At 70.4% G+C, this 24,652-nt stretch carries 21 protein-coding genes; 11 read left to right on the top strand and 10 right to left on the bottom strand.

The window, feature by feature from the left end; translation table 11 throughout:
* Positions 1-129: 129 nt before the first annotated feature.
* A complete protein-coding gene (locus E3O46_RS16525; protein ID WP_134449176.1) occupies positions 130-567 on the top strand; it encodes an Lrp/AsnC family transcriptional regulator in 438 nt (145 codons plus the stop codon).
* A 40-nt stretch (positions 568-607) separates the two neighbouring features.
* On the opposite strand, the gene E3O46_RS16520 is transcribed toward E3O46_RS16525, so the two are convergent.
* On the bottom strand, positions 608-1,381 hold the full coding sequence (locus E3O46_RS16520; RefSeq protein ID WP_198413731.1) for an ABC transporter permease: 774 nt from the start codon (positions 1,379-1,381) through the stop codon (positions 608-610).
* Between the two features lie 108 nt (positions 1,382-1,489).
* Positions 1,490-1,942 (bottom strand): YdeI/OmpD-associated family protein, encoded by a 453-nt coding sequence (locus E3O46_RS16515; protein WP_134562108.1) that lies wholly within the window; start codon positions 1,940-1,942, stop codon positions 1,490-1,492.
* Between the two features lie 93 nt (positions 1,943-2,035).
* Between E3O46_RS16515 and E3O46_RS16510 the strand changes: the two genes are divergently transcribed.
* Positions 2,036-2,398, top strand: coding sequence for a GntR family transcriptional regulator (locus E3O46_RS16510; RefSeq protein WP_134449178.1), 363 nt, complete (start codon positions 2,036-2,038; stop codon positions 2,396-2,398).
* A gap of 45 nt (positions 2,399-2,443) precedes the next feature.
* On the opposite strand, the gene E3O46_RS16505 is transcribed toward E3O46_RS16510, so the two are convergent.
* The 4 genes from E3O46_RS16505 to E3O46_RS16490 form a co-directional block, all read right to left on the bottom strand.
* The gene (locus E3O46_RS16505; RefSeq protein WP_134562149.1) at positions 2,444-3,409 is read right to left on the bottom strand and encodes an NAD-dependent epimerase/dehydratase family protein; all 966 of its coding nucleotides are present in this window, start codon (positions 3,407-3,409) and stop codon (positions 2,444-2,446) included.
* A 5-nt stretch (positions 3,410-3,414) separates the two neighbouring features.
* Positions 3,415-6,258 carry an alpha/beta fold hydrolase gene (locus tag E3O46_RS16500; protein ID WP_134562150.1) on the bottom strand — a complete coding sequence of 948 codons (2,844 nt, stop codon included), beginning with the start codon at positions 6,256-6,258 and terminating at the stop codon, positions 3,415-3,417.
* An 11-nt stretch (positions 6,259-6,269) separates the two neighbouring features.
* Positions 6,270-7,292 (bottom strand): 3-oxoacyl-ACP synthase III, encoded by a 1,023-nt coding sequence (locus E3O46_RS16495; protein ID WP_134560681.1) that lies wholly within the window; start codon positions 7,290-7,292, stop codon positions 6,270-6,272.
* A 219-nt stretch (positions 7,293-7,511) separates the two neighbouring features.
* The gene (locus E3O46_RS16490) at positions 7,512-11,138 is read right to left on the bottom strand and encodes a proline dehydrogenase family protein (protein WP_134562107.1); all 3,627 of its coding nucleotides are present in this window, start codon (positions 11,136-11,138) and stop codon (positions 7,512-7,514) included.
* A gap of 163 nt (positions 11,139-11,301) precedes the next feature.
* On the opposite strand from E3O46_RS16490, the gene E3O46_RS16485 reads away from it, so the two are divergent.
* The 5 genes from E3O46_RS16485 (at position 11,302) to E3O46_RS16465 (ending at position 16,119) form a co-directional block, all read left to right on the top strand.
* Positions 11,302-12,234 carry a LysR family transcriptional regulator gene (locus E3O46_RS16485; RefSeq protein ID WP_134562106.1) on the top strand — a complete coding sequence of 311 codons (933 nt, stop codon included), beginning with the start codon at positions 11,302-11,304 and terminating at the stop codon, positions 12,232-12,234.
* Between the two features lie 67 nt (positions 12,235-12,301).
* Complete coding sequence (locus E3O46_RS16480) at positions 12,302-12,694, top strand: META domain-containing protein (protein ID WP_241987449.1); 393 nt, start codon at positions 12,302-12,304, stop codon at positions 12,692-12,694.
* Positions 12,695-12,841: 147 nt separating this feature from the next.
* Complete coding sequence (locus E3O46_RS16475) at positions 12,842-13,777, top strand: aldo/keto reductase (RefSeq protein WP_134562104.1); 936 nt, start codon at positions 12,842-12,844, stop codon at positions 13,775-13,777.
* A gap of 66 nt (positions 13,778-13,843) precedes the next feature.
* Entirely contained in the window at positions 13,844-15,460 is a 1,617-nt protein-coding gene (locus E3O46_RS16470) for a phytoene desaturase family protein (protein WP_134562103.1), read from the top strand.
* 125 nt (positions 15,461-15,585) lie between these two features.
* Positions 15,586-16,119, top strand: coding sequence for an SRPBCC domain-containing protein (locus E3O46_RS16465; protein ID WP_134562102.1), 534 nt, complete (start codon positions 15,586-15,588; stop codon positions 16,117-16,119).
* A 91-nt stretch (positions 16,120-16,210) separates the two neighbouring features.
* Here E3O46_RS16465 and E3O46_RS16460 read toward each other — a convergent pair whose 3' ends face one another.
* Entirely contained in the window at positions 16,211-16,774 is a 564-nt protein-coding gene (locus tag E3O46_RS16460) for an acyl-CoA thioesterase (RefSeq protein ID WP_134562101.1), read from the bottom strand.
* 42 nt (positions 16,775-16,816) lie between these two features.
* Between E3O46_RS16460 and E3O46_RS16455 the strand changes: the two genes are divergently transcribed.
* Positions 16,817-17,455, top strand: coding sequence for a LysE family translocator (locus E3O46_RS16455; RefSeq protein WP_134562100.1), 639 nt, complete (start codon positions 16,817-16,819; stop codon positions 17,453-17,455).
* A gap of 10 nt (positions 17,456-17,465) precedes the next feature.
* On the opposite strand, the gene E3O46_RS16450 is transcribed toward E3O46_RS16455, so the two are convergent.
* Positions 17,466-18,446 (bottom strand): alpha/beta hydrolase, encoded by a 981-nt coding sequence (locus E3O46_RS16450; protein WP_241975507.1) that lies wholly within the window; start codon positions 18,444-18,446, stop codon positions 17,466-17,468.
* 96 nt (positions 18,447-18,542) lie between these two features.
* Positions 18,543-19,088, bottom strand: a complete 546-nt coding sequence (locus E3O46_RS16445; protein ID WP_134562099.1) for a YbhB/YbcL family Raf kinase inhibitor-like protein — start codon at positions 19,086-19,088, stop codon at positions 18,543-18,545.
* Between the two features lie 135 nt (positions 19,089-19,223).
* Between E3O46_RS16445 and E3O46_RS16440 the strand changes: the two genes are divergently transcribed.
* Positions 19,224-20,924, top strand: coding sequence for a cation:proton antiporter (locus E3O46_RS16440; protein ID WP_134449189.1), 1,701 nt, complete (start codon positions 19,224-19,226; stop codon positions 20,922-20,924).
* A 112-nt stretch (positions 20,925-21,036) separates the two neighbouring features.
* Positions 21,037-21,930 carry an oxygen-dependent tRNA uridine(34) hydroxylase TrhO gene (gene trhO, locus E3O46_RS16435; RefSeq protein ID WP_134449190.1) on the top strand — a complete coding sequence of 298 codons (894 nt, stop codon included), beginning with the start codon at positions 21,037-21,039 and terminating at the stop codon, positions 21,928-21,930.
* Here trhO and E3O46_RS16430 read toward each other — a convergent pair.
* Positions 21,899-23,344: an LssY C-terminal domain-containing protein gene (locus E3O46_RS16430; RefSeq protein WP_478213401.1), complete on the bottom strand. Its 1,446-nt coding sequence runs from the start codon at positions 23,342-23,344 to the stop codon at positions 21,899-21,901. The genes trhO and E3O46_RS16430 overlap by 32 nt on opposite strands.
* Positions 23,345-23,394: 50 nt before the next feature.
* Here E3O46_RS16430 and E3O46_RS16425 point away from each other — a divergent pair, with 50 nt between their 5' ends.
* On the top strand, positions 23,395-24,411 hold the full coding sequence (locus E3O46_RS16425; protein WP_134560689.1) for an MDR family oxidoreductase: 1,017 nt from the start codon (positions 23,395-23,397) through the stop codon (positions 24,409-24,411).
* The last annotated feature ends 241 nt before the right edge of the window (positions 24,412-24,652 follow it).

The raw sequence follows: 24,652 nt of genomic DNA, 5'->3' as shown, positions 1-24,652 counted from the left end.
GACGCCGTGCTCATTCTCACACAGCGTGAATCAACGTTGCACGCCAATATGCGCGCATAATCGGCGTGATCGTCGGCATATGCGCAGGAATTCCACGCCAGTGCGCGGAATTCCCCCTAGACTCTCGGAATGGACAACCTCGACCGCGGCATACTCGACCTTCTGAGACAGAATGCGCGCGCGGGCTACGGGGACATCGGCTCGGTCGTCGGGCTGTCCGCCTCCGCGGTCAAGCGCCGGGTCGACCGGCTCGTCGCCGACGGGATCATCCGCGGGTTCACGATCCAGGTCGACCCCGCGATCGATGGCATGAGCACCGAGGCATATGTCGAGCTCTTCTGCCGAGGGACCGTCGCCCCCGACGAACTCCTGCGCATCCTCTCCGGCGTACCGGAGGTCGTCGACGCAGGAACCGTCACGGGAAGCGCCGACGCGATCGTACACATCAGGGCGCGGGACATTCCCGGGCTCGAGGCCGCACTCGAGAAGGTGCGCCTCGCACCCAACGTCGACCACACCCGCAGCGCGATCGTGCTCTCCCGGCTCATCCACCGCGCCGCCGAGTAGCCGCGCCGCTGCCCGCGAGAGCGGTCTTCGTCGGTGGTGACTAGGTGGGGATCGTGGCGGGCTTCATGCGGATCGGCGCGAGGAACTGGATCAGGGTGACGGCCGTGATCGCACCGGCGCAGAGGATGCCGGCGAGCACGACGATCTGGAAGCGCCCGGCCTCGAGGGGCGAGGCTCCGCCGAAGATCGCGCCGACGAACGCTCCGGGCAGGGTGACGAGGCCCGTGGTCTTGGTCTGGTCGGTCGTGGGGATGATCGCGAAATAGACGGCGCGGCGCGCCAGGTCGAGCGTCGACTGCCGCGGGGTCGCCCCGAGCGCCATCCAGCCCTCGACCTCGTCCCAGTGCTCGGTGACGGCCTCGCCGAAGCGCCGGCCGGTCAGGGTCGCAATCGACATCGCGTTGCCGATGATGATTCCGCCGTAGGAGAGCACATACCGCGGCGAGAATTCGATGGCGCCGACCGAGAACACCACGATGAGTGTCGCAAGGATGCCGAGGCCCATCGCTGCGGCGATCCAGCCGAAGTGCTGCCGGGTCGCCCCGAGACGCCGGTTGACCGTGCTCACGGCGGCGATGAACATCACGCTGAGCCCGACTCCGACCCAGAGCGGATCGGAGATGATGCCGCTCAGGATGAGGCTGATCGCCGCGAGCTGGAGGGTGCCCCGGAGGATCGCGAGGGCGGGTGCGTACGGGCGGGGCACGTGGAAGCCGCGAAGCAGGGCGGTCACGACCGCGATCAGCAGCAGCACCCCGATGAGGCTGGGCAGGAGTCCGCCCAGTTCGGCGGGGAGGTCGGCGGGCCAGGTCACCTTCTGAGCCTAGCGAGCCATCCGGTTCGACCTCGCTCCACACGGGGTCAGTCATGCCCTCTGAGTGGAAAGCACTTCCCGAACCGGGAATCGACGGCGGGCCGGAGGCTAGGGAGTCGGTGCGGCCGGCGTGAGTGCGGACCGGGCCGCCTCGATCCGGCGCAGGCGGGTCTCCGGCGTCTTCGCGCTCTCGATCGCGAGGACGTGGGCGCGCTGGTTGCTGTACGACAGCGCCGTGAAGGCGGCCCGGGCATCCGGTTGCTCGTCGAGCGCTGCGGCGAAGTCTGCGGGCACCTCGACCACCCGGGATTCGGTGTCGAGCTCGACGTCGACCTCGATCTCGTCCCCTGCGGCGACGCCTGCCTGTTCACGGTTCTCGGCGCTGAGCGCGATCATGAATGCGCCGCGGTAGGGGGCGACGGAGCTGCGGTAGGTATGACCGCCGATCGTGACCGTGATGGCGTGGCGCTTGCCGGGGCCGAGGCCCGCGACGACCTCCTCGGGAACGCGGATGCCCGTTGCCGATTTGCCGGAAAGCTCGAGGACGGTCGTGAATCTCATGGAACCGAGTATGCCGCAGCGAGCGGTTCCGCGCACGGGTCCCTGCGGGCTAGCTTGGTACATAACCAACACAAGGAAACCGGGTGCGGCACCATGAAGCTGACCATCGACGAGCATTCCCCCACGCCGCCGTTCGAGCAACTGCGGCTTCAGGTGCTCGAGGCCGTTCGGACCGGTGCCGTGGCGCCCGGAGACAAGCTGCCGACCGTGCGCCGGCTCGCCGACGAACTCGGACTCGCCCCGAACACGGTGGCCAGGGCCTACCGCGAGCTCGAGCGGGGCGAGGTGATCGAGACCCGCGGCCGCCAGGGTTCCTTCATCGCCGCAACGGGCGACCCGACCCTGCGCCAGGCGCAACGCGCCGCTGCCGACTTCGCCGAACGGATGCGCGTGCTCGGCCTCGGCGCGGACGACGCGCTCGCGCTCGTCTCGGCCGCGCTCGGCATCCGCCCCTGATCACTCCGCACGCGCCCCGCCCAGCCCAGCCGCGAAAGCGGGGAGCTAGGTGTATGCGGCGGCGAGGCGACGGAAGCCCTCGTCGAGGGTCACCTGGGGGGTCCAGTGCAGGTCGGCGCGCGTGCGGCGTTGGTCGAACCAGTGCGCGGTCGAGAGCTGTTCGGCGAGGAAGCGGGTCATCGGGGGCTCGTCGGCTCCCGGGCGCACTCGCCAGGCGGCCTCGATCACGGAGCCGCCGCCGCGTGCGAGCGCGGCGGGAACCGACCAGGCCGGTGGGCGGACCCCGGCCGCCCGGCACATGCCGGCGAGCAGCTCGGCGACGGGCCGGGGCTCGCCATTGGTGATCACGTAGGCGTTGCCGTGCACCTCGCGCGCCCGGTCGAGGGCTGCACTGATCGCCGTGGCCGCATTGTCCACGTAGGTCGTGTCGATGAGAGCTGCGCCGTGCCCGAGCAGGGGAAGGCGCCCCGCCCTGGCCCGCTCGACGATCCGGGCGACGAGCTGGGTGTCCCCGGGGCCCCAGACCAGGTGCGGCCGCACGGCCACGACCCGCATGAGTGGAGAGTCGGCGTCGAGCGCGAGCAATTCCGCGCGGGCCTTGGTCCGGGCGTAGTCGCCGCGGGCACAAGCGGGATCCGCCGGGCCGGCATCGCTGCCGACGATGGATGTCCCGGCGTGGGCCACAGAGGGAGACGACACGAAGACGAAGCGCGAGACCCCGGCATCCGCGGCCGCGGCGAGCAGGGAGCGGGTGCCCCCGACGTTGACGGCCTCGAAATCGCGCGGGTCGCCCGCGAGGGAGACCTTGGCCGCGAGGTGAACGACGGCGTCCATGCCGATGACGGCATGATCCACGTCCCGGGCCGAGGTCACGGAACCGAGCAGGTCCCTGGCCCCTGCGACGCCGGACGGCCGCCGCTGGAAGCAGCTCACCTCGTGTCCGGCCGCGACCAGCTCTGCCGCGACCGCGCGACCGAGGAAACCGCTCGCCCCGGTGACGAGCACCCGCAACGGGGTCACGGTCGCGTCATCCGCCCGCCGGAGAGGATGCCGCCCGCCCACCGGGCGAGCCGGCTGCGGTCGATCTTGGAATTGTGCCGGATGTCCGTCGGCAGCTGGGGAACCACGAGCACCGCAGCGAGAGGTGCCGGCGATGCCGTTCGGATCGCGGCAGCGAGTGCCTCCGTCGCGAGTCCGACCCGCCGGGCGGGCGGGCTCGTCTCGACGACGGCGACCAGCTGTTGGGTGCCCACCGGTCCGACCCCGACGAGGGCCGCACGGGCGACACCGGGGTGTCCGGGGTTCGGCCTGCCGGACATGCCCGCGGTGACCGCATCGCGCGGGGTCAGACGAACGCGTTCGATGGCCTGCTCGGGGCCGACCGGCGTGACGACGCCCTCCGCGGTGACGATGACGTGCGGCAGCCGGCCCTCGACCCAGAGCCGGCCGTCGGCGTCGAGGTGGCCGACGTCGCCGGTGCGGTGCCAGCGTTCGCCCGCGATCGCGCCGCGCCTGGCGGCCCGGTCGGTGAGCCAGAGCCGGTCGTAGTGGTCTTCGACGTGGGGCGCGGAGACGACGATCTCACCGGTGACACCGGTCTCCTCGGACAGTGCGCCTGTGGCCGCGCCCCGGTCGTCGAGAGCGCTGATCCGGATCCGGGTGGTCCCGGTCGGGCATCCCACGCAGACGCCGCCAGCGGAGGCCGCGGTCGCGACCCGGATGCCCTCGAGGGTGATATCCGTCATCAGGAGGCCCTCGGTCATGCCGTACGGGGTATGCGCTGTCGCGTCCGGCATCAACCGCGCTGCGGCCGCGAGGAGCGGCTCTGCGACCGGCGCGCCTGCGGACAGGAAGCTGCGCACCGCGGCGAGAGACGCCCGGTCGGCGGGGGTGAGGCGTGCCGCGGTCGCGACGACGTTCGTGAGGGCTGCCGGAGACAGGAACACGACGGATGCGTCGATCGCGGCGACAGCGGCGGCCACCGCGGTCGCGGTGAGCGTCTTCGGCGACGTGACGTCCATGTCGGGGGTCACCGAGCGTGCGCCGAGGGCGGGGCCGAGGAGGGCGAACGGCGCGAAGCCGGCGACGAGGCCCGTCCCTGGGCCCACGCCGTACTGCTCGCGAAGCGCCCGGCTGACCGCGGCGAGCTGGCCGTTCGTGTAGACGACGCCCTTGGCCGGCCCTGTCGACCCGGACGTGAAGAGCACGGCTGCCGTGTCTGCCGCGGTGGGCTCTGGTGGCAGGCCCTCATCCGCGCCGAGCGACTCCAGCTCGGCGACGGTGAAGGAGACGTCGAGGAGCCTGGCAAGCGGCCTGGCGAGGGTGACCGCGGCGATCTTCTGGCCGGGCCAGCCGAGCGCCCGGGCGGCGACCAACCCGGGGGTCGCTCCAATGACGTGGTCTGGGCGCGCGCCCCGGACGGCCCGGGTCAGGCCGCGGAGGCCGAGACCGGCATCCGCGACCACGACGACGGCGCCGATGCGCACGCAGGCATACAACACGGCCGTGAGGTCGGCGCCCGGAGGAACGAGAAGCGAGACCCGGTCGCCCTTGCGGACGCCGATCTGGTAGAGCCCTGCGGCCAGCCGGCGCACGCGCGCGGACAGCTCGCGCCAGCTGACGCTGAGCTGGGCGGCACCGTGACCGGGCGCCATGTCGACGAGGGCGATGTCGTCGCTCTCCCGGAATTCATCGAGGTAGTGCCAGAGCGGCCGGTAGTCGCCGCGGCCGGATTCGGGCGCGGGTTCCCCGTCCGAAACGTCCTGTTCCGGTCGAGAGTGACCTGCTGATCGTGCGCTCTCGACCGGAACGGGCCCGGCGGCGGTGAGGGCGGCGGGCACGGCGGCGAGCGGGGCGCGGTCGGCGAGCCAGGTCAGTGCGGCCGCGGCGTAGTCGACGTCCTCGGCCACCAGGTGCCCGGCCCCCTCGAAGCGGTGAACGTCGGCGTCGGGCAGTCGGTCGAGGAGATCGTCGAGATACCGGTCGCTGAAGATCGGATCGGTGGGACCCCAGAGCAGCAGGGCCGGCACCTCGAGGCCGCGAAGGCCAGAGGCGATGCGGTCGAGTTCCGGCGTGCTGACGGATCCGGGACCGACCGGGATGTCGGCGACGAACGCGCCGATCCCGCCCCGGCGGGCCGCTCCCCGGTACGGCGCCCGGTAGGCGCGTTTGACGGCGGCGGACAGCGGCGGATGCGCGAGCGCGAGCGTCGTGTCGAGGAACGCGGGCGTCGTGACGGTCGCGGTGCCGAGCACGCCGCCCTGGAGTGCCAGCCGCAGGGGCGCCGGGATCGCGGCGTCCTCCGGCTGGTGCACGGCGGTATTGAGCAGCAGCACGCCCGCGAGCAGGTCCGGGTGGTCGATCGCCCAGCCGAGCGAGACGACTCCGCCCCAGTCGTGGCCGAAGGTGACGACCGGGCCGGTGAGTCCCAGCGGTTCCGCGCCGAGCGCGTCCGTGAGGTCGCCCAGGTCTGCGACCCGGCGGGCGAGCGGGCGCACCGTCCCGGTGCGCTCGGAGAAGCCCATCTCGAGCTGGTCGACGGCGATCACGCGCCAGGCCTCTTCGCCGCGCGTGGCGGCATCCGTCGCCTGCGTCACGAGCGACCGCCACAGGTACGACCAGGTCGGGTTCCCGTGCACGCACAGCACCGTGCCGACCGGGGTGATGCCGCGGGACGCGAGCACGGGCCCGTTGTCGAGCAGGTGCCAGGTGCGGATGCCGGCGCCCGGCTCCCCTGCCTCGACCAGCCTCGAGAACGCGGGGTCGAGTCCCGGCAGCCCCTCGGGCGGCAGGGACGCCGGCGCGGGCGTCGCAGCGGCGCGCGGCAGGCGGTACTGGTGCTGTTGCCGGGGGTGGGTCATGGTGCGGCCGGTCACCAGGCCAGTTCCATCATGGCGGTGTTGAGGCCGGAGCCGACCCCCATGAGCAGCACCCGGTCGCCGCGACGCAGGGTCTTGGCCTCTTCGGCCAGGGTGATCGGGATCGACGCCGGCCCGACGTTGCCGAACAGCGGGTAGGTGAGGGGCACCCTCGCCCGGTCGAGCCCGGTGGCCTTCACGATCGCGTTGGTGTGCACGTCAGAGACCTGGTGCAGGATGTAGCGGTCCATGCTCGACCAGTTCCAGTCGCGCTTCGCCTCCGTCCAGGCCGACACGACCAGTTCCATGCCGCCCTTGAGCAACGCCTTGGCGTCGGTGAACATGCCGTCGACGCTGCCGACGCAGAGCCCGTTGAACTGGGTAGCGGCGCGGGTGACGCCGCCGAGCATGCGATGGCCTTCCGGATGCCGGTCTGCACGTCCGAGGACGGCCGCGGCCGCCCCTGACCCGAGGGTCAGGCTCGCGAATTCGCTCATGAAGTCCTTGCGGCCGATGTCGGGCCGCCCGAGCCGGTCGATCGTGTTGGACTGGATTTCGTCGGCGTCTTCGCCGTCGATCACCACGGCGTAGTCGACCTGGCCGGAGTCGATCAGCTGCGCGGCGAGGGTCATCCCGTTCACGAACCCGAGGCACGCGTTCGCGATGTCGAAGTTGGTGGCGGACGACGGCAGGCCGAGGCCGTGGTGGATGCGCACGGCGACGGAGGGCTCGAGGTGCTTGCGGGTGACCGAGGTGTTGATCAGGAGACCGACCTGGCCCGGCTCGACGCCCGCGTCGCGCAGGGCACGCTTGCCCGCTGACACGGCCGCGTCGTCGAAGGCGAGGTCGCTGCCCCAGTTGCGGCGTTCGTAGACGCCGGCGACGCGCTGGAGCAGGCCGCTCGGGAGACGCAGGCGTTTCAGGGCCGGCTGCAGTCGACGGTCGATCTCGATCGAGGTAGTGACGATCGGTGCGAGGGTGCTCGCGACCGCCAAGAGCGCGACGTTTGTGTGCGACGTCGTTGCGTTTCCGTCCAAGTGCTGTTCCCCTGTCGAATTGTGGCGCCGCTGGCACGCCACGGTCCCCGGTATTATCCCCCACTCAACTGATCGTTCCTCGTATGCAGGCTGTGTGCCGCTCCCCCCTGACCGCCCACCCCGTCCGCGAGAGCGGAGTTTTGGCCCTTAACATCGTGGTTTAAGGGCCAAATCTCCGCTCTCGCGGTTCGGGTGAGCGCGCGGGGCGGGGCGGGGCGGTCAGATGATGCCGGCGGAGAGGGTGCTCGGGTTGCCGAAGCGGTGCGCCGTGATCGAGATCGCCTGCTCACGGAGGAACGGCAACAACTCGACCCTGCCTGCCTGGGTGACCGGGTGGGCGTAGACGGCCACGTCGGGGCTGCCGCGGAGGGCGTGCGCGAGCTGGGCCGCCGCATCCGTCGCCCCGGTCAGCGGGTCGCCGCCGATCAGCCGAACCCGGCTCGTCGTGATGCCGCCGGCTGCGGCGCGGGCGAGCCATTCGGCGTCGCTCTCGACCGTGACCGGGATCTCACGCTCGGCGAGGGCGCCCCGCACGATCGGCGGCATCGGCAGCGCGCTCGACACCGTGAAACGCGACTTCGAGAGGGTCGCGGCGATGAGCACCCGCAGCAGGTTCGACAGGGTGCCGTCCTCGGCGAGGCGCACCGTGACGGGCAACGTCCGGTAGCGGAACAGGTTGCGTTCGACGCCGAGCGCGGAGACGTCCCTGACCGCCGCGAACTCCTCGCGCCAGGCGAGCGCGTCGCTGAGGGCCGAGCGGCGCAGTACGTCGAAGTCGGCATAGTCGAGCACGGGCTGCGACCCCTCGATGAGCTGCGTGACGCTCGGTTCGAGGCCGCGCAGGTGCAGGGTCGAACTGTTCCTGCCCGGGTTGGTCACCCAGCTGCCGAGGCCGTAGAGATAGTTCGGGCCGCCGGCCTTCGTGCCTGCTCCCACCGACGAGCGCTTCCAGCCGCCGAACGGCTGGCGCTGCACGATCGCGCCCGTGATCCCCCGGTTGACGTACAGGTTGCCCGCCTCGATCGTCTCGAGCCAGGTCGCGAGTTCCTCGGGATCGAGCGAGTGCAGTCCGGAGGTGAGCCCGTAGTCGACCGCGTTCTGAAAGCGGATGGCTTCCTCGAGTGTGCGCGCATGCATCACTCCCAGCACGGGCCCGAAGAACTCGGTGAGGTGGAAGTAGGAACCGGGAGCGACTCCCGTGCGGATGCCCGGCGACCACAGCGCGCCGTCCTCGCCCTGCTGTTTCGGTTCGACGAGCCAGCTCTCGCCGACGCCGAGTTCGGTGAGGGCGTGCAGGAGCTTGCCGTTGGCAGGTTCGATGAGCGGGCCCATCTGGGTGACCGGGTCGGAGGGTCGTCCGACCCGCAGGCTCGTCGCGGCATCGACGAGCTGGCCGAGGAAACGCTCGGACCTGGCGACGGAACCGACGAGGATGACGAGGCTCGCTGCGGAACACTTCTGTCCGGCGTGCCCGAACGCGCTCTTGACGACGTCGGCGGCGGCGAGGTCGAGGTCGGCGGACGGGGTCACAATGATCGCGTTCTTGCCGCTCGTCTCTGCGAGCAGCGGCAGGTCCTCGCGGAAGCTCCGGAACAGCTGCGCGGTTTCGTATGCTCCGGTGAGGATGACCCGGTCGACCGCGGGGTGCCCGATCAGCCGGGTGCCGAGCTCCCGGTCGGCGAGGTCGACGAGCGCGAGGAGGTCGCGGGGCACTCCGGCCTCCCAGAGCGCCTCGACCATGACCGCTCCGGAGCGCTGGGCGAGCTTCGCGGGCTTCACGATGACGCCGGAGCCTGCCGCGAGTGCGGCGAGCACCCCGCCGGCGGAGATCGCGACGGGGAAGTTCCACGGCGGGGTCACGACGGTGAGGCGCGGGGGCACGAAGATGGCGCCCTGCACGGCGTCGAGCGCCCGGGCGCTCTCGGCGTAGTAGTGCGCGAAGTCGATAGCCTCGCTCACCTCGGGGTCGCCCTCTGCGATGGTCTTGCCGGTCTCTGCGGCCATCACCTCGATCAGGCGGTCGCGGTTCGCGGCGAGCGCGAGGCCGGCGCGGTGCAGGATCGCGGCCCGCTCCCCGCCGGGGCGCTGGCCCCATTCGTTGCCGCTCGCGGCGACGGTGTCGATGATGGCGTCGAGCTGTTCCTCTGTATCGACGCGGGCGGCGAGGATCGTGTCGATGCCGAGGCGTGACCCCTCGACCTGGGCGAGGATCCGGCGCCCCCACGCGCGGTTCGCCGGAAGCGAGGGGTCGGTGTCCGGCTCGTTGTGGAAACGGCGGATGCCGGCGGCCACGTCGCCCGCGCCCGCGTGGGTCAGGACCGCGGCCGTGTCGCTGAGCGAGCCGCGGGTGAAGCCGAGCACGGCATTGGTGAGGCCGAGGTCATCGTCGGTGTGCTGCGCCGCTTCGGCCGCCGACTCTGTCGCCTCGAGCTGGGTGACCGCAGAACGGTCCTGGCTTCGGTTCGGCGCTGGCACGAAGGCCTCGGGGCCGGCCGATGATTCGAGAGCCCGGAGTGAGGCGAGGAAGCGCTCCTTCTCGCGTTCGAAGAGCGGGGGCGAGGTCGTGAGTTCGAACACGGCGGACATGAAGTTGTCCTGGCTCGCGTTCTCCTCGAGGCGGCGGATCAGGTAGCTGATCGCCACGTCGAACTCGGCCGGGTTGACGACGGGCGTGTAGAGCAGCAGCCTGCCGACGTCCCGGCTCACGGCCTCTGCCTGGCTCGTCGCCATGCCCAGCAGCATCTCGAACTCGACCCGGTCGTCGACGCCGCGCCGCTTGGCGAGGAGGTGGGCCCACGCCACGTCGAAGAGGTTGTGCCCGGCGACGCCGATGCGGACGGCATCCGTGTTCTGCGGGGTCAGCGCCCAGTTGAGCACCCGCTTGTAGTTCGTGTCCGCGTCCTGCTTGGTGCCGTAGGTCGCGAGCGGCCAGTCGTGCACGATCGCGTCGACGTGTTCCATGGCGAGGTTGGCGCCCTTGACGACGCGCACCTTGATCGGGGCTCCCCCGGCCGCGCGCCGGTTCTGCGCCCAGTGGGTCAGGCCCTGGAGGGCGCCGAGCGCGTCGGGCAGGTACGCCTGCAGCACAATGCCGGCCTCGAGGCCGAGCAGGCGGGGCTGGTCCAGGATGCGTTCGAAGACCGCGATCGTGAGGTCGAGGTCGCGGTACTCCTCCATGTCGAGGTTGATGAACTTCGGCACAGCGGATGCCACGGCGAGCTCGTAGAGCGGGGTCAGCCTCTCGACGACCCGGGTCACGGCCTCGTCGAACGACCACATCGAGAGCTGGCTCGCGATCGAAGACACCTTGATCGAGACGTAGTCGACGTCGGGGCGGGCGAGCAGTTCCCTCGTGCCCTCGAGCCTGCGGAGGGCTTCCTTCTCTCCGAGCACGGCCTCGCCGAGCAGGTTGATGTTGAGCCGGTTGCCGGATTCGCGCAGGCTCGCGATCGCGGGACCGAGCTTGTCCGGCGTCGCGTCGACGACGAGGTGGCCGACCATCTGTCGCAGCACCTTGCGGGCGGCCGGGATGACGACCCACGGCAGCACGGGGCCGAGCACGCCGCCGAGGCCGATGGCGCCGCGCAGGTACCCTGGCAGGAAGCCGGGGGCCTTCTTCGCGACGGCCTGCAGGTTGTAGCCGGCGACCATGAGGTCCTGGGGGCGCATGACGCCGTCGACGAAGCCGACCGTGAAGTCGAGGCCGTTCGGGTCCTTGAGCACGCCGGCGAGGCGTTCCGCGGAGACGTCCGCCGGAATGGCGGTGCTCTCCGCGAGCCACTTCCTGACGAGCGTGACAACCTCCGCGCTCTGGGCCTGGTGCACGACGGACGGTGAGTTGCTCATGGTCACGAGGGTAGTCTTTCGCTCGCGCAACGGCCGGGAGCCGTTCCGGGGGGACGGAATCTGAGTCCAGTGTCGCGGGAACTTCCGATAAGTAAAAGCGACCGTTTGTGCAGAGTAGTGGTTAGGATTTGTGTGCAATGGAGCCGAGCGGAAGGTGCACGGGATGCTGGACGTCCGGAGGTTGCGCCTGCTGCGTGAACTGAAGATCCGCGGGACCCTCGCCGGGGTCGCCGAGGCGCTCTCGTACAGCCCGTCCGCGGTCTCCCAGCAACTCGCCCTGCTCGAGAAGGAGGCGGGCGTCGAGCTCCTGCACAAGGTGGGTCGCCGCGTGCAGCTCACAGCGCAGGCCGAGATCCTCGTCGACCACACCACCCACCTGCTCGAACGGCTCGAGATCGCCGAGGCCGAGATGATGGCTTCGCTCACGACCGTCTCGGGCACCGTGCGGGTGGCGGTCTTCCAGTCCGCGTCCCACGCCGTGATCCCCCGGGCGTTGACCCTCCTGGCCGCCGAATTCCCCCAGCTGCGTGTCGAGGTGACCGAGCGCGAGCCGGAGCGCGGCCTGTTCGAAGTGAGTGCCAGGGACTTCGACCTCGTCCTCGCCGAGCAGTACCCGGGGCACGGGCGTGCCCACAGGGCGGACCTCGACAGGGTCAACCTGGCGACGGATGCGCTGCGACTCGCGCTGCCGTCCGCGAGCGCGAGCGCTGATCTCGCAGGCCTGGCGCGGATGCCGTGGGTCATGGAACCGGAAGGAACCGTCTCCCGGTCGTGGGCGAGCCAGCTCTGCCGCGAAGCCGGGTTCGAACCCGATGTCCGGTTCGAGACCGCGGACCTGATCGCGCACATCCGCCTGATCGAATCGGGGAACGCCGTCGGCATCCTGCCCGACCTGGTCTGGGCCGGCGCCGAACCCACGGTGCGCCTCGTCGACCTGCCCGGCCACCCGCGCCGCACCCTCTTCTCGGCGGCACGCCGCTCGAGCACGAAGCGGCCGGGCGTCGTCGCCGTGCGCGACGCGCTCGCCCGCGCGGTCGCGCCGCGACGACGGTCGCGCCGCGACGACGGTCGCGCCGCGACGATGCTCACGCCTTGACGATGGTCACGGGCGGGCCTTCAATGGGGTGAGCACGCCCGCGACAGCGTGCGGAATGGGAGCATCCGTGATCACCATCCTCGCCCGCCGAATTCTCGTGGGCGCGGCGGCGGCAAGCGTCGCCGTCGCGCTGTCCGGGTGCGGGGCATCCGCCGAAAGCGCCGCGACAGGCGTCTGGGGCGACCCCAACGCCACGCGGATGCCGAGCCTCGAGCTCCACGAGGACCGTTCGCTCTCGGGCACCGACGGCTGCAACCGGCTCGTGGGCACCTGGAAGACGAGCGGGGACCGGATCGAGTTCGGGCCCATCGCCTCGACCCTGATGGCCTGCGAGGGTGTCGATACCTGGCTGGGATCCGCGACGTCCGCGACCATCGACGGCTCCACGATGACCCTCACGGACCAGGGCGGGAAAGAGATCGGCACCCTCGAACGCCAGCCGACGAGCAACCCGACCTGATCGGCAACGCCAGCGGGGAGCAGCGACCGCGGTGAGCGGCGCTGGCGACCGCGCCGCCCCGGCCGACACATTGATCGTTCGCCCTTCTCAATCGCATCACCGTCAGTTGTTTTACTTCTGTACCCGCCTCGCCTAGCGTGAATCCACATGAAGACTTTCACCCTGCCCGGCACCGATATCGTCGCTCCGAACGTCATCCTCGGCCTGATGCGCATCCAGGAGAAGAGCGACGACGAGGTCCGCGAACTCGTGCGCACCGCCCGCGACGCCGGGATCGACTTCCTCGACCACGCCGACATCTACGGCTCCGAACTGCACGGCTGCGAACGCCGCTTCGGGGAGGCGCTGCAGCTCACCCCCTCCCAGCGTGACGAGATCACGATCCAGACCAAGACGGGAATCGTCGGGGACGGGCCGTACTTCGATTTCTCCTACGAGCACATCATCGAATCCGTCGAGGGGTCCCTCGCAGCCCTGCGGACCGACCACATCGACATCCTGCTGCTGCACCGCCCCGACGCCCTCGTCGAACCCGAGGAGGTCGCCCGCGCGTTCGACGAACTCGAAGCCACGGGCAAGGTCCGGGCATTCGGCGTCTCGAACCACACACCGCGCCAGATCGACCTGCTCCGGAAGCACGTGCGCCAGCCGATCGTCGTCAACCAGCTGCAGCTCTCGCTCACGCATGCGCCGATCATCGCGCAGGGGGTCGCCGCGAACATGAGCGGGCAGGAGCAGGCCGTGACCCGCGACGGGGGCGGAATCGTCGATTACTGCCGCCTGAACGACATCACCATCCAGACATGGTCGCCGTTCCAGGCCGGCTTCTTCACGGGGGTCTTCCTCGGCTCTCCCGAGTACCCCGAACTCAACTCCGTCATCGACAGGCTCTCCGCCCACTACGGCGTCCCGCCGATCGCCATCGCGACCGCCTGGATCCTCCGCCACCCCGCCAGGATGCAGGTCGTTCTCGGCACCACCACCCCCGGACGCGTCACCGGGGCGGCCCAGGGATCCGATGTGACCCTCACCAGGGCCGAGTGGTACGAGCTGTTCCGCGCCGCCGGGCACATCGTTCCCTGATCGCCGTCCGGGCCGGATGTCCCGCGCCGGCCCGCACGCTGCGGCACCCGTTGCTAGTCTCGAGGCGTGACGGAACCCACTCATGACGTTGTCATCGTCGGCGGCGGCCACAACGGATTGACCGCCGCCGCGTACCTCGCCCTCGCCGGCCGCAGCGTGATCGTGCTTGAGCGCGCGGAACACGTCGGCGGTGCCGCGGTCTCCGCCGAGGCGTTCGCAGGCGTCGACGCCCGCCTCTCGCGCTACTCCTACCTCGTCAGCCTGCTGCCGCAGCGGATCATCGAGGAACTCGGCCTCGAGATCGACCTCGCCCGCAGGCGTTTCTCCTCATACACGCCGAACCCGGCCGACCCGGCCGGCGGCCTCCTCGTCGACAACGGCGACGCCGAAGCCACCAGGGCGAGCTTCGACCGGATCGGCGCCGGAGCCGATTCCGACGCCTGGGCCGCCTTCTACGCCGACACCGGGCGGCTCGCCCTGGCGCTCTTCCCCACGGTCTGCGAACCCCTGCCGACCCGCTCAGAGGCCAGGCGCCTGCTCGGCGACGACTCCCTGTGGGAGCGCTTCGTCGAACATCCGCTCGGCCGGACCATCACCGAGGCATTCACGAACGACCTCGTGCGCGGCGTCGTCGCGACCGACGGCCTGATCGGCACCTTCACGTCGGCGGAGGCGGGCGACCTCGCCGCGAATCGCTGCTTCCTCTACCACGTGATCGGCAACGGGACCGGGGACTGGGACGTTCCGATCGGCGGGATGGGCGCCGTGACGGGCGAACTCGAGAAGGCGGCGCGGCAGGCGGGCGCCCGGATCGTGACCGACGCCGAGGTGACGAGCGTCAGCCCGGACGGAACCGTGCGCTACCGGCGCGGCGGCAGCATCCGCGAGGTCGCCGGGACGGTCGTGCTCTCGGGGGTCGCCCCCTGGGTGCTCGAGCAGCTCCTCGAAGCGGATGCCGGCGGCCGGGGCACGACAGGGGCCGCGCGTGCGGACGCGCCAGGGGCCCTCCCGAAGCCGGAGGGCGCCCAGGTCAAGGTCAACCTGCTGCTGCGCCGGCTGCCGCGGCTCCGCGACACGACGGTCTCCCCCGAGGCTGCGTTCGGCGGAACCTTCCACATCAACGAGACGTACACCCAGCTCGAAGGCGCGTACGACGAGGCCGTCCGCGGGATCATCCCGGACCGGCTGCCGTGCGAGATCTACTGCCACTCCCTGAGCGACCCGAGCATCCTCTCGCCGGAACTCGCGGCATCCGGCGCACACACCCTCACCGTCTTCGGCCTGCACGCGCCGAACCGCTGGCTGAGCGACGAGAACAACGACGCCACCCGGACGAGGCTGCAGGAGGCCGTGCTCGCCTCGCTCAACTCGGTTCTCGCCGAGCCGATCGAGGACCTGATGCTGACCGATGCCGCCGGCAGGCCCTGCATCGAGACGAAGACGACCCTCGACCTCGAACACGCCCTCGCAATGCCGGGCGGGAACATCTTCCACGGTCCCCTCGAGTGGCCGTTCCTCGACGACGACGCCCCGAGGGACACCGCGGCGGAGCGCTGGGGCGTCGCGACCCGGCACCCGCGCATCCTGGTCTGCGGCGCGGGCGCCCGGCGCGGCGGCGGGGTCAGCGGCATCGGCGGGCACAACGCCGCAATGGCGGTCCTCGAGGCAGAGCTCGACGACTGAAACGACGGCCGAACCCGCGGCCGGGGGCTCGCTGACGGAGCCGTCGGGCGATGCTGTGGCACGGGGACGCCCAACGGGTTTAGCCTGAAGGCACGGCTCGTGTTTCACTCATCGCGGAGGTCCCCATGTCAGCCAAACCCACCGGTCGCCTTGCCCATCGCGAGGACGGGCTGTACCTCATGCTCGATCGGCTCTTCACCGCCCCCATCGACGACGTCTGGGCGAGCGTCAGCCGGCCAGGCGGCCTCGCCGGGTGGATCGGCACGTACACCGGTGCGCCGGAGACAGGCGCCGTGCGCTTCAAGCTCTCCGAAACGGATGCCGAGTGGACGTACGTGACGATCCTCAAGTGCATCCCGCCGAAGCGGTTCACCATCAACCTCGGCGAAGGGGACGCGGCGAGGCACCTGATCCTGCACCTCGTCGAAGGCGCGGGCATGACCACGCTCACCCTCGGGCAGCGCCTGCACTCCGCTGCGGATGCGGCACGCGTCGGGCCGTTCTGGGACTACTACCTGGATCGCCTCGTCGCGATGCGCACGGGGCACCCCGTGCCCGGCCACGAGCACTACGCGGGCGCGCACGAGCTCTACTACTCCGAGCTCATCGTCCCGGACAAGCCCCCGGTCGTTCCCGTCCCCGCACCGCCGCGCGCATAGTCCTGCCGACCGTCCCCGAGGGTGCGAGCCCTCCCGGACGTCGGCGCGCCAAAGCTGCTGTGCCCGCTGCCGAAACGGCCGCTGCCGCCGGCTACTCCCAGAGACTCGGCGCGGCCGCGCGGGTCGCGGGCAGGGCGACGTCGGCGCTCCACTCGAGCAGCCACGCCGGGACGGTGAGGCCGGCGGGCGCCGGTCCGACGGCGGCGAGCAGTTCCTCGATTCCGACGACGCCCCCGCTGCGCTTGAGGAAGCGGCCCCGGATGAAGCCGAGCGCGAGGATCTCGGGGTTACCGTCGGCATCCGGTCGCACGAAGCGCTGCTCCACGTAGACGGCCTTCTCGTCGAAACCGAGGATGCGCGACTCGACGGTGAACCGCTGGCCGACGGTGAGCGATTTACGGAAGCTGATGGTCTCGCTCACGACGACGGGGTACCAGCCGCGTGCGGTGAAGATCGGCCAGATGCCGGTACGGTGCAGCAGGTCGAGCCTGGCGATGTCCATGATCGACAGGTACACCCCGTTGTTCATGTGCCGCAGGATGTCCTGGTCGGTCGGGAGGGTCACGAACCGGGTTCTGACGACGTCGTAGGACCCGACGCGGGGGCCCCGCTTCGACAGCCAGCCGTGGAAGAGGGTGCGGATCAGCATATGCATCCTGCGATGTTAACGCCTCGGGCGATTGGGTAGCATTCCGGTATGGTCCCGATCGATCACCTGCTCACCTTCGCGCTCGCTTCCGTCGCCCTCATCGCGCTTCCGGGGCCGACCGTGCTGTTCGTGATCGGACGCTCCCTGGCGCTCGGGCGCCTCGGCGGATTCCTGAGCGTGCTCGGGAACGCCCTCGGGATGCTGCCCCTCATCGCGGCCGTCGCGCTCGGCCTCGGCGCGATCGTGACCCAGTCGATCGTGGTGTTCACGATCGTCAAGGTCGTCGGGGCCGCATACATCGTCTACCTCGGCATCCACGCGATCCGGTACCGCGGCGCGGTCACCCGGACCCGCGGCGTCACGCTCGTCGCCCGGCCGTGGTGGCGGCTGCTCGCCGAAGGGTCGGTCGTCGGCGCCACAAACCCCAAGTCCATCGTGTTCTTCGTCGCCGTGCTTCCCCAGTTCGTCGACTACCGTGCGGGCGCGGTGCCGCTGCAACTCCTCACCCTCGGCACGGTCTTCGTGGTGCTCGCCCTCGCCGGAGACAGCGTCTGGGCCATCGCCGCCGGCTCGGCGCGGGACCGGTTCGCGAAGTCGCCGAAACGGCTGGAGAAGCTTTCAGCGGGCGGCGGGGTCATGATGATCGGCCTCGGCGGCGTCCTCGCCGCGACCGGCGCCCAGAGCTGACCCGCCGTCCCTAGACGGCGACGGGGACCGGGACGGGCAGGGCCGCGACGCGACGGACGAACGCGCCGAGACGGCGGTACACCTCCTGCGATTCCGGATGCCGCGCGTCCTGCTGCCAGGTGTGATGGGTGTTCGCCTGTCGCCGGTCGTAGATCAGGCTGTCCACCTGAATCGACCTGCGCTTGAGCGCCGCGATGAAGTTCAGGTTCGCCCGGTAGAAGTAGTCCCGTTCGCTCGTCGTGACGAAGACCGGAGGGAACCCGCTGTCGAGCCATTCGATCGGGTTCATGAACCGCGCCGCGGCCCGCAGCACGACTCCGCGCCCCCGCTCGGGCAGCAGCATGCGCAGGAAGTTGAGGCTCAGCACGAAGCCGCGCTCGAACATCACCGAGAGGTCGGCGATGCTGCAGTGCTGCACGAGACCGCGGAGGTTGCCCGGATCCACGTGGGGTTCGATGCCGTAGTGGGCCGCGAGCTCCGGCTCGAAAGCGGATGCCGCCAGGAGCGCCGCGATGTGACCGCCGGCCGAATCCCCCCCGAGCACGATCCGGGTGGGGTCCCCGCCGAAGTCGGCAATGTTGCGGGCCACCCAGTCGAGCACCGCATTGCCGTCCTCGAGCATGTGCCTGAGCTGGAACCGGGTGGCCATCCGGTAGTTGGCGTTGACGACGACCATGCCGTCTGCGGCCTGGCTCGCACAGTACTTGGTGAGCGGCGCCTTGTCGCCGGAGGTCCAGCCGCCCCCGTGGAAGTACACGTAGACCGGAAGCGGCCCGGCAGGGTCGTGCGGCACCATCACGTCGAGCCGGTGGTCACGGCTCTCATCCCCGACGTAGTCGACGTCGATGTGGTAGTCCACAGTATCGATCGGCTGGAGGTTGAACTTGTGCAGTTCGCCGGGTGAGAGCCGGATCATCAAGGCCCGCCAGACCCATACGGGCACACGGCGGAGGCTGGTTTCTCGGGGTTTCAGGGTGGTTCCTGCGGTCATGCGAGGGTGCTGCGGATCTGGTTCACAGCACGAACCTAGGTCCCGCGCGTGTGAGCGACCTGAGAAGCCCTCATGTTCCTGTCGGGGACAGGCCTTCTAGGGGTGCAGCGCCGCCCCGCCGAATGCTCCGGTCGCCTCGATGACCGCGCGGCCGAGGGTGTGGAACCGGAGGGTGAAGCCGAGCACGGCGGGAGTCGACCCGGGGTCGAGGTCGAGAGTGGGGACATCCACTGCGTGCACGATGAACTGATAGCGGTGGGTGCCGGTTCCGGGCGGCGGGCCGGCACCGATGAAGGAGGTGAGCCGCAGCTCGTTGGGCAGGGTGACCGCGCCGGCGGGCAACTGGGTACCGCCGGGGGCGCCGGCTCCGGCGGGAAGGGACGTGACGGCGGCCGGGAGGTTGAAGACCGCCCAGTGCCAGAAGCCAGAGCCGGTCGGGGCATCCGGGTCGTAGAGAGTGACCGCAAAACTCTTCGTGTCGGCGGGGAACCCGCTCCAGGACAGCTGCGGCGACCGGTCGAGGCCATCGGCTTCCTCGCCGAACTGCGCGGCCGAAAGCGGTGCCCCGTCGGTCACATCCGTGCTCGAGAGCGTGAAGAGCGGCACCTCGCCGTAGACGGCGAGCGGATCGGCGGTGGTCATGGGTCCTCCTGGCGGCGGGGGTTCTTGTGCGGGCTGCCCCCAGTTTAGGCGCCAGGCGTCCTCGCTTCGAAGATCCTCAGGCGCCGCCAAGGTCGCACAGCGGTCGGGTCCAGCCCGGCTCGCTACGGTCCAGCAATGGACTATCCCCTTCTCGGCGTCTTCGGCATCCTGACCATCGTGTCGGTTGCCGTCATCGCGCCGCGGCTCGGAGTCGCCGCCCCGCTCCTCCTCGTGCTCATCGGGATCGCGGCGAGCCTCGTCCCCGGCGTACCGGCCTTCGATTTCCCGCCCGAGCTCATCCTCGCGGTCGTCCTCCCTCCACTCCTCTATTCGGCGGCGGTCAACGTGCCGTTGCACGACTTCCGCCGCAACGCGACGGCGATCACCGGACTCTCTGTGCTGCTCGTGATCGTGAGCGCCGTCGCGAGCGGAGCACTGTTCCACTGGCTACTGCCCGGACTCAGCGTTCCCGGCGCCCTCGCGCTCGGTGCGGTCGTGAGTCCGACGGATGCGGTCGCCGCGACCTCGATGGGGCGCCGGCTGGGACTTCCACCCCGGGTGGTGACCCTGCTGGAGGGTGAGGGACTGCTCAACGACGCCTCGGCCCTCGTGCTGCTCCGCTGTGCGATCGCGGCGACGGCAGGCGGGGTGTCCCTGATCGGCGTGGCCGGGGACTTCGCGTTCGCGGTCGGAGTCGCGATCGGGATCGGTCTCGTCGTGGGGCACCTGACCGTGTGGCTGAGGTCGCGCCTGGGGAACGTCGTACTCAACACGACGATCTCATTCGCGGTGCCGTTCCTCGCGTTCATCCCGACCGACCACGTCCACGCGTCCGGGGTGCTCGCCGTCGTCGTCGCCGGGCTCGTGACCGGGCATCGGGGGCCGCTGGTCTTCACGGCGGAGGTGCGGATCAGCGAACGGGTGAACTGGCGGACGATCCAGTTCGTGCTCGAGAACGGCGTCTTCCTCCTGATGGGCTTCGAACTGAAATACCTGGTCGGCGAGGTGCACGAGGACCATGTCAGCGTCATCGAGGCCGTCGGCATCGGGCTTCTCGCGACCGTCGTCCTCGTCGTCGTCCGGGGCGCCTTCGTCGTCCCCCTTATCGCCCAGCTCAAACGACAAGAGCGGAGGGCCCGCGCCGGCGGCCGGGAGGTCGACTCCGCACTGCGGCGGTTGCGCACGGCCAGGCACGAGGACGTCGCCCAGGCCAGGGCCCACAGGAGGCTGACCAGGAAGCGGGCGGACCTCGACTTCCAGACGGTCGAGAGCCTCGGCTGGCGGGACGGCGCTGTGCTCGGCTGGTCGGGGATGCGAGGCGTCGTCGCACTCGCCGCCGCGCAGTCGCTGCCGACCGGCATCCCCTACCGGCCGCAGCTGATCTTCATCGCGTTCACCGTTGCCCTCGTGACCCTGCTCGTGCAGGGCGGCACCCTGCCTCTGCTGATCCGCAGGCTCGGGCTCACCGGAAGCGCCGAGGCGGATGACCAGCGTGGCTTCGCAGCCCTCGTCGGCCAGATCAGCGCGGCCGGTCTCGAGAGCCTCGGCAACCCTGCGCTCGCGCAGGACGGTGGTGAACCGTTCACCGCGGAGGCGCTGTCCCGGGTGCGTGCGGACAGCATCCGCCGTGCACAGGCGCTCGACGAGACGGCGGCCCCGGCCACCGGCGCCCCGCACCACCAGCACCGTGCGCTGCGGCTGCACGTGCTCGCACGTGAGCGCGCCGCCCTGCTCGACGCCCGTGAGACCGGGGCATACGGCTCGCACCTCATCGAGAGGGCCCAGCGCATGCTCGACCTCGAGGAAACCCGGCTGTCCTCCAACCCCTGGGCATGACTCCTGCACATTCCCCGGCGGTGGAATTCCTGCCGCGTGATTCCGGGGCGCCGGCCGTCAACCGCGGGAATCTGCAGGAGTTATGCCGAACCAGGACGGGTAACATGGCGCGGTGGCCATTCCGAAGATCCTGCTCTACTACGTCTTCACGCCGCTCGCCGACCCCGAGGCCGTACGGCTCTGGCAGCGCGACCTGTGCGAAGCCCTCGGCCTCCGCGGCCGCATCCTGATCTCGAAGGACGGGCTCAACGGCACGATCGGCGGCGACCTCCCGGCCGTGAAACGCTACGTGCGGAAGACGCGCGAGTACCCGGCGTTCCACGACATCGACTTCCGGTGGAGCGAAGGCACCGGGCTCGACGAGGCCGGCCTGAGCCTCGACTTCCCGCGCCTCGTGGTGAAGGTGCGCGAGGAGATCGTGAGCTTCGGCGCTCCCGGCGACCTCACGGTCACCGCGGCAGGAGTGCAGGGCGGCGGCACCCGGCTCTCCCCCGCCGCGCTGCACGAACTCGCCGCCGAGCACGGCGACGACCTGGTCTTCTTCGACGGCCGCAACTCCTTCGAAGCGGAGATCGGACGCTTCCGGGGCGCCGTCGTTCCCGACGTCGCGACGACCCGCGACTTCGCCGCAGAGCTCGACAGCGGCCGGTACGACCACCTCAAGAACCGGCCGGTCGTGACGTACTGCACCGGCGGCATCCGCTGCGAGGTGCTCAGCTCACTGATGAAGGACCGCGGCTTCGGCGAGGTCTACCAGCTCGATGGCGGCATCGTGGGGTACGGCGAGGCCTACGGGAATGCCGGTCTCTGGGACGGTTCGCTCTATGTCTTCGACCAGCGGATGTCCGTCGACTTCGCAGGGGACACCGCGGTCCTCGGCCGCTGCGCCTGCTGCGCGGCAGCGACCAACCGGATGCAGAACTGCCGCGAGCCGTCCTGCCGCGCACAGCTCGTCGTCTGCCCTGACTGCGCCGCTACGGCGCCCGCCTGCCCCGCGCACTCCTGACCGGCCGCGCGCGGGCGAACTCCCTCGCGTCCCTGGCCGAGAGGGCGAGCAGGATCAGGATGTCGAAGGTGACGCTCACGAGCGAGGTCCGCAGGGTGATCGCGGCCCCGTTGACGGCATAGTCGACGAAGCTCGTGACGATGCTCACCGTCGCGAAGGACATCGCGACGATCCGTGCCCAGTTCCGGCCGAAGTACACGAATGCGGCGAAGCCGATGTTGAGGGCGAGGACGACTCCGTAGCCGGCCAGCAGGATCCCGAGGGCGACCCCGGCCGTCGCGGGGTCGACGGTGCCCGCCGTCGTGCCGTCGAGTGCGACGGCCGAGACGAACTCCGGCCAGTCGAGCGCCGCGAGGACGATGACACCGAGACCGGACAGGACCCGCGCGCCGAGCATCAGGGCTCCGACGCTGATCGATGCCGGCCGCCGCCGGTGAGTGCCGGGCTCGGACGGCACCGCGTTCCCGGTCGGTGCCGCGGTCGATGCCACCGTCGATGCCGCTGCCGCTGCCGCGGTCGGTGCCGGTTCCGGCGCGGCAGACCCCGCACGTGCAGCCGCAGCGCCGGAGACCGCGATGCCGGACACGTCGACGACGGGCAGGTCGCCGTCCGTCTGGATCGTGTCGCCGCCGCCGTTGCGTGCGTGGTATCCGCTCGAGAAGTCCCGGATCAGGTGCACCCGAGCCCCCGAGCCGGCGTGCAGAAGCGAGTGGACGATGTGGTCCCGCTCGATGTCGGTGTTCTCGTCGATCTTGTGCGTGATCTGCAGGGTGAACAGCGAGAAGCCGACGGCACGATCGAAGGTCCCCGCCGCGAGCCAGTCGACCCTCGTCCCTCCGGGGAGCAGCCAGCCGTCCGGGCAGCGCCAGAACCGCACGTGGTGCCGCTTGGCCGGATTCTCGGCGACCTCCTGCTGGTAGGCGAAGTCCTGCATCCGGTCGAACAGGAACAGCGGGCTGACGGGCGCCTCGTCATAACTGCGCCTCGCGAGCGTCGCCGAGACCATCCTCCAGGTCGTGCCTGGCGTGATGTCGTCCGCCCGCGTCCAGCCTGCCGCGGCGAGCGCCTGCTGCAGCTGCTCCGCCGTGCCGGTGATAGCGAGGTTGACCGGGTCGCCGAGGAGGCCGTCGCTTGTGCGGGTCCTGCCGATGAAGTAGCGGGGAACGTACAGCTGGGTCAGGATCCGGTGCAGCCTCGGAAGCACAAGGTAGGCCAGAAGCACCCAGAAGAGCACAGCGAACCAGAGCGCACCCCAGCCGAGCTGAAAACTCTCGTTCACGAGCAGAACGGCGAGCCAGACCGCGGCGAACCCCGCGAAGACGAAGAAAAAGGCGTCGATTCCCGCGCTCACCGAGAGCCGGCGCGGCACGACCCGCACCTTCTCTGGCACGACGGCGGCGGTCATAGCGCTCATGCTACCGACTAGGCCGAACGCGGGCGAGGGGCGGGAAGTAGGCTCGGAGCATGACTCCTGAGACTCAGTTCCGCGCCATCGTCGTCGAACGAACCGTTGCGGAGGACGGCGCCACGTCGCAGCACGCGGCGCTCACGCTCGTCGACGATTCCTTCCTGATGCCGGGTGACGTGACCATCACCGTCGACTACTCGAGCCTCAACTACAAGGACGGGCTCGCGCTCGCCGGTCGCCCCGGGGTCATCCGCTCCTGGCCCCTCATCGCCGGGATCGACCTCGTCGGCACCGTCGAGTCGAGCGAGGACCCGCGCTGGGCGCCAGGAGACCGGGTCATCCTGAACGGCTCAGGCCTGGGCGAGACCCACCACGGCGGCCTCGCCGAACGCGCGAGGGTCTCCGGCGCGTCCCTGGTACGCCTGCCCGCCGGAATCAGCGCCCTCAGGGCCGCCGCGATCGGCACGGCCGGATTCACCGCCATGCTTGCCGTGCTCGCGCTCGAACGCGCCGGGACAACGCCGGACTCCGGCCCTGTGCTCGTCACCGGCGCCGCAGGCGGAGTCGGTTCGATCGCGGTGGCCCTGCTCTCGGCCAGGGGCTACCGGGTGACGGCATCGACCGGTCGCGTCGACGAACTCGGCGACTACCTCCGCGGCCTCGGGGCCGAGGCGATCCTGGACCGGAGCAGCCTCTCCGAGCCCGGAAAACCGCTCCAGGCTCAGCGCTGGGCCGCGGCCGTCGACTCCGTCGGAAGCGCCACCCTCGCCAATGTCCTCGCCCAGGCGAACTACGGGGCCGTGATCACCGCGTGCGGCCTCGCCCAGGGCGCCGACCTCCCGACGACGGTGATGCCCTTCATCCTGCGCGGGGTCAGCCTTGTCGGCATCAATTCCGTCGAGGCTCCATTGGCCCTCCGGGAACAGGCATGGTCGCGGCTCGAATCCGACCTCGACCTGGCGCTCCTCGACGGCCTGACGTCGAGCATCACGCTCGAGGAAGCGATCCCGGCGGCCGATGACATCCTCGCGGGTCGGCTGCACGGGCGCACGGTCGTCGCGATCCACGAATAGCGCGGTCAAACACGATTTAGTCGTGGCAGAACCGCCCAGTACCGGTATCACAGCGGATGCCCCTCCGCGCACCCCCAGGCTTTCGGCGCGCCGTAATCCCCCACTAGTGGGGGATACCTTGGAAGAAAATGAGCGTACCTTGCATAACAGGAACCCCCTTCACCGGGGGTGACAGGTCCCGGACCACCCATTCCGGGACCGCACACAGGTAGTAATGCAGAGCACCGACTCATCCCCGAGG

Source organism: Cryobacterium glucosi (assembly GCF_004402235.1).
Classification (GTDB): domain Bacteria; phylum Actinomycetota; class Actinomycetes; order Actinomycetales; family Microbacteriaceae; genus Cryobacterium; species Cryobacterium glucosi.
Note: the sequence above shows the minus strand (reverse complement) of the source record. Positions and strands in the feature narration are given on the sequence as shown.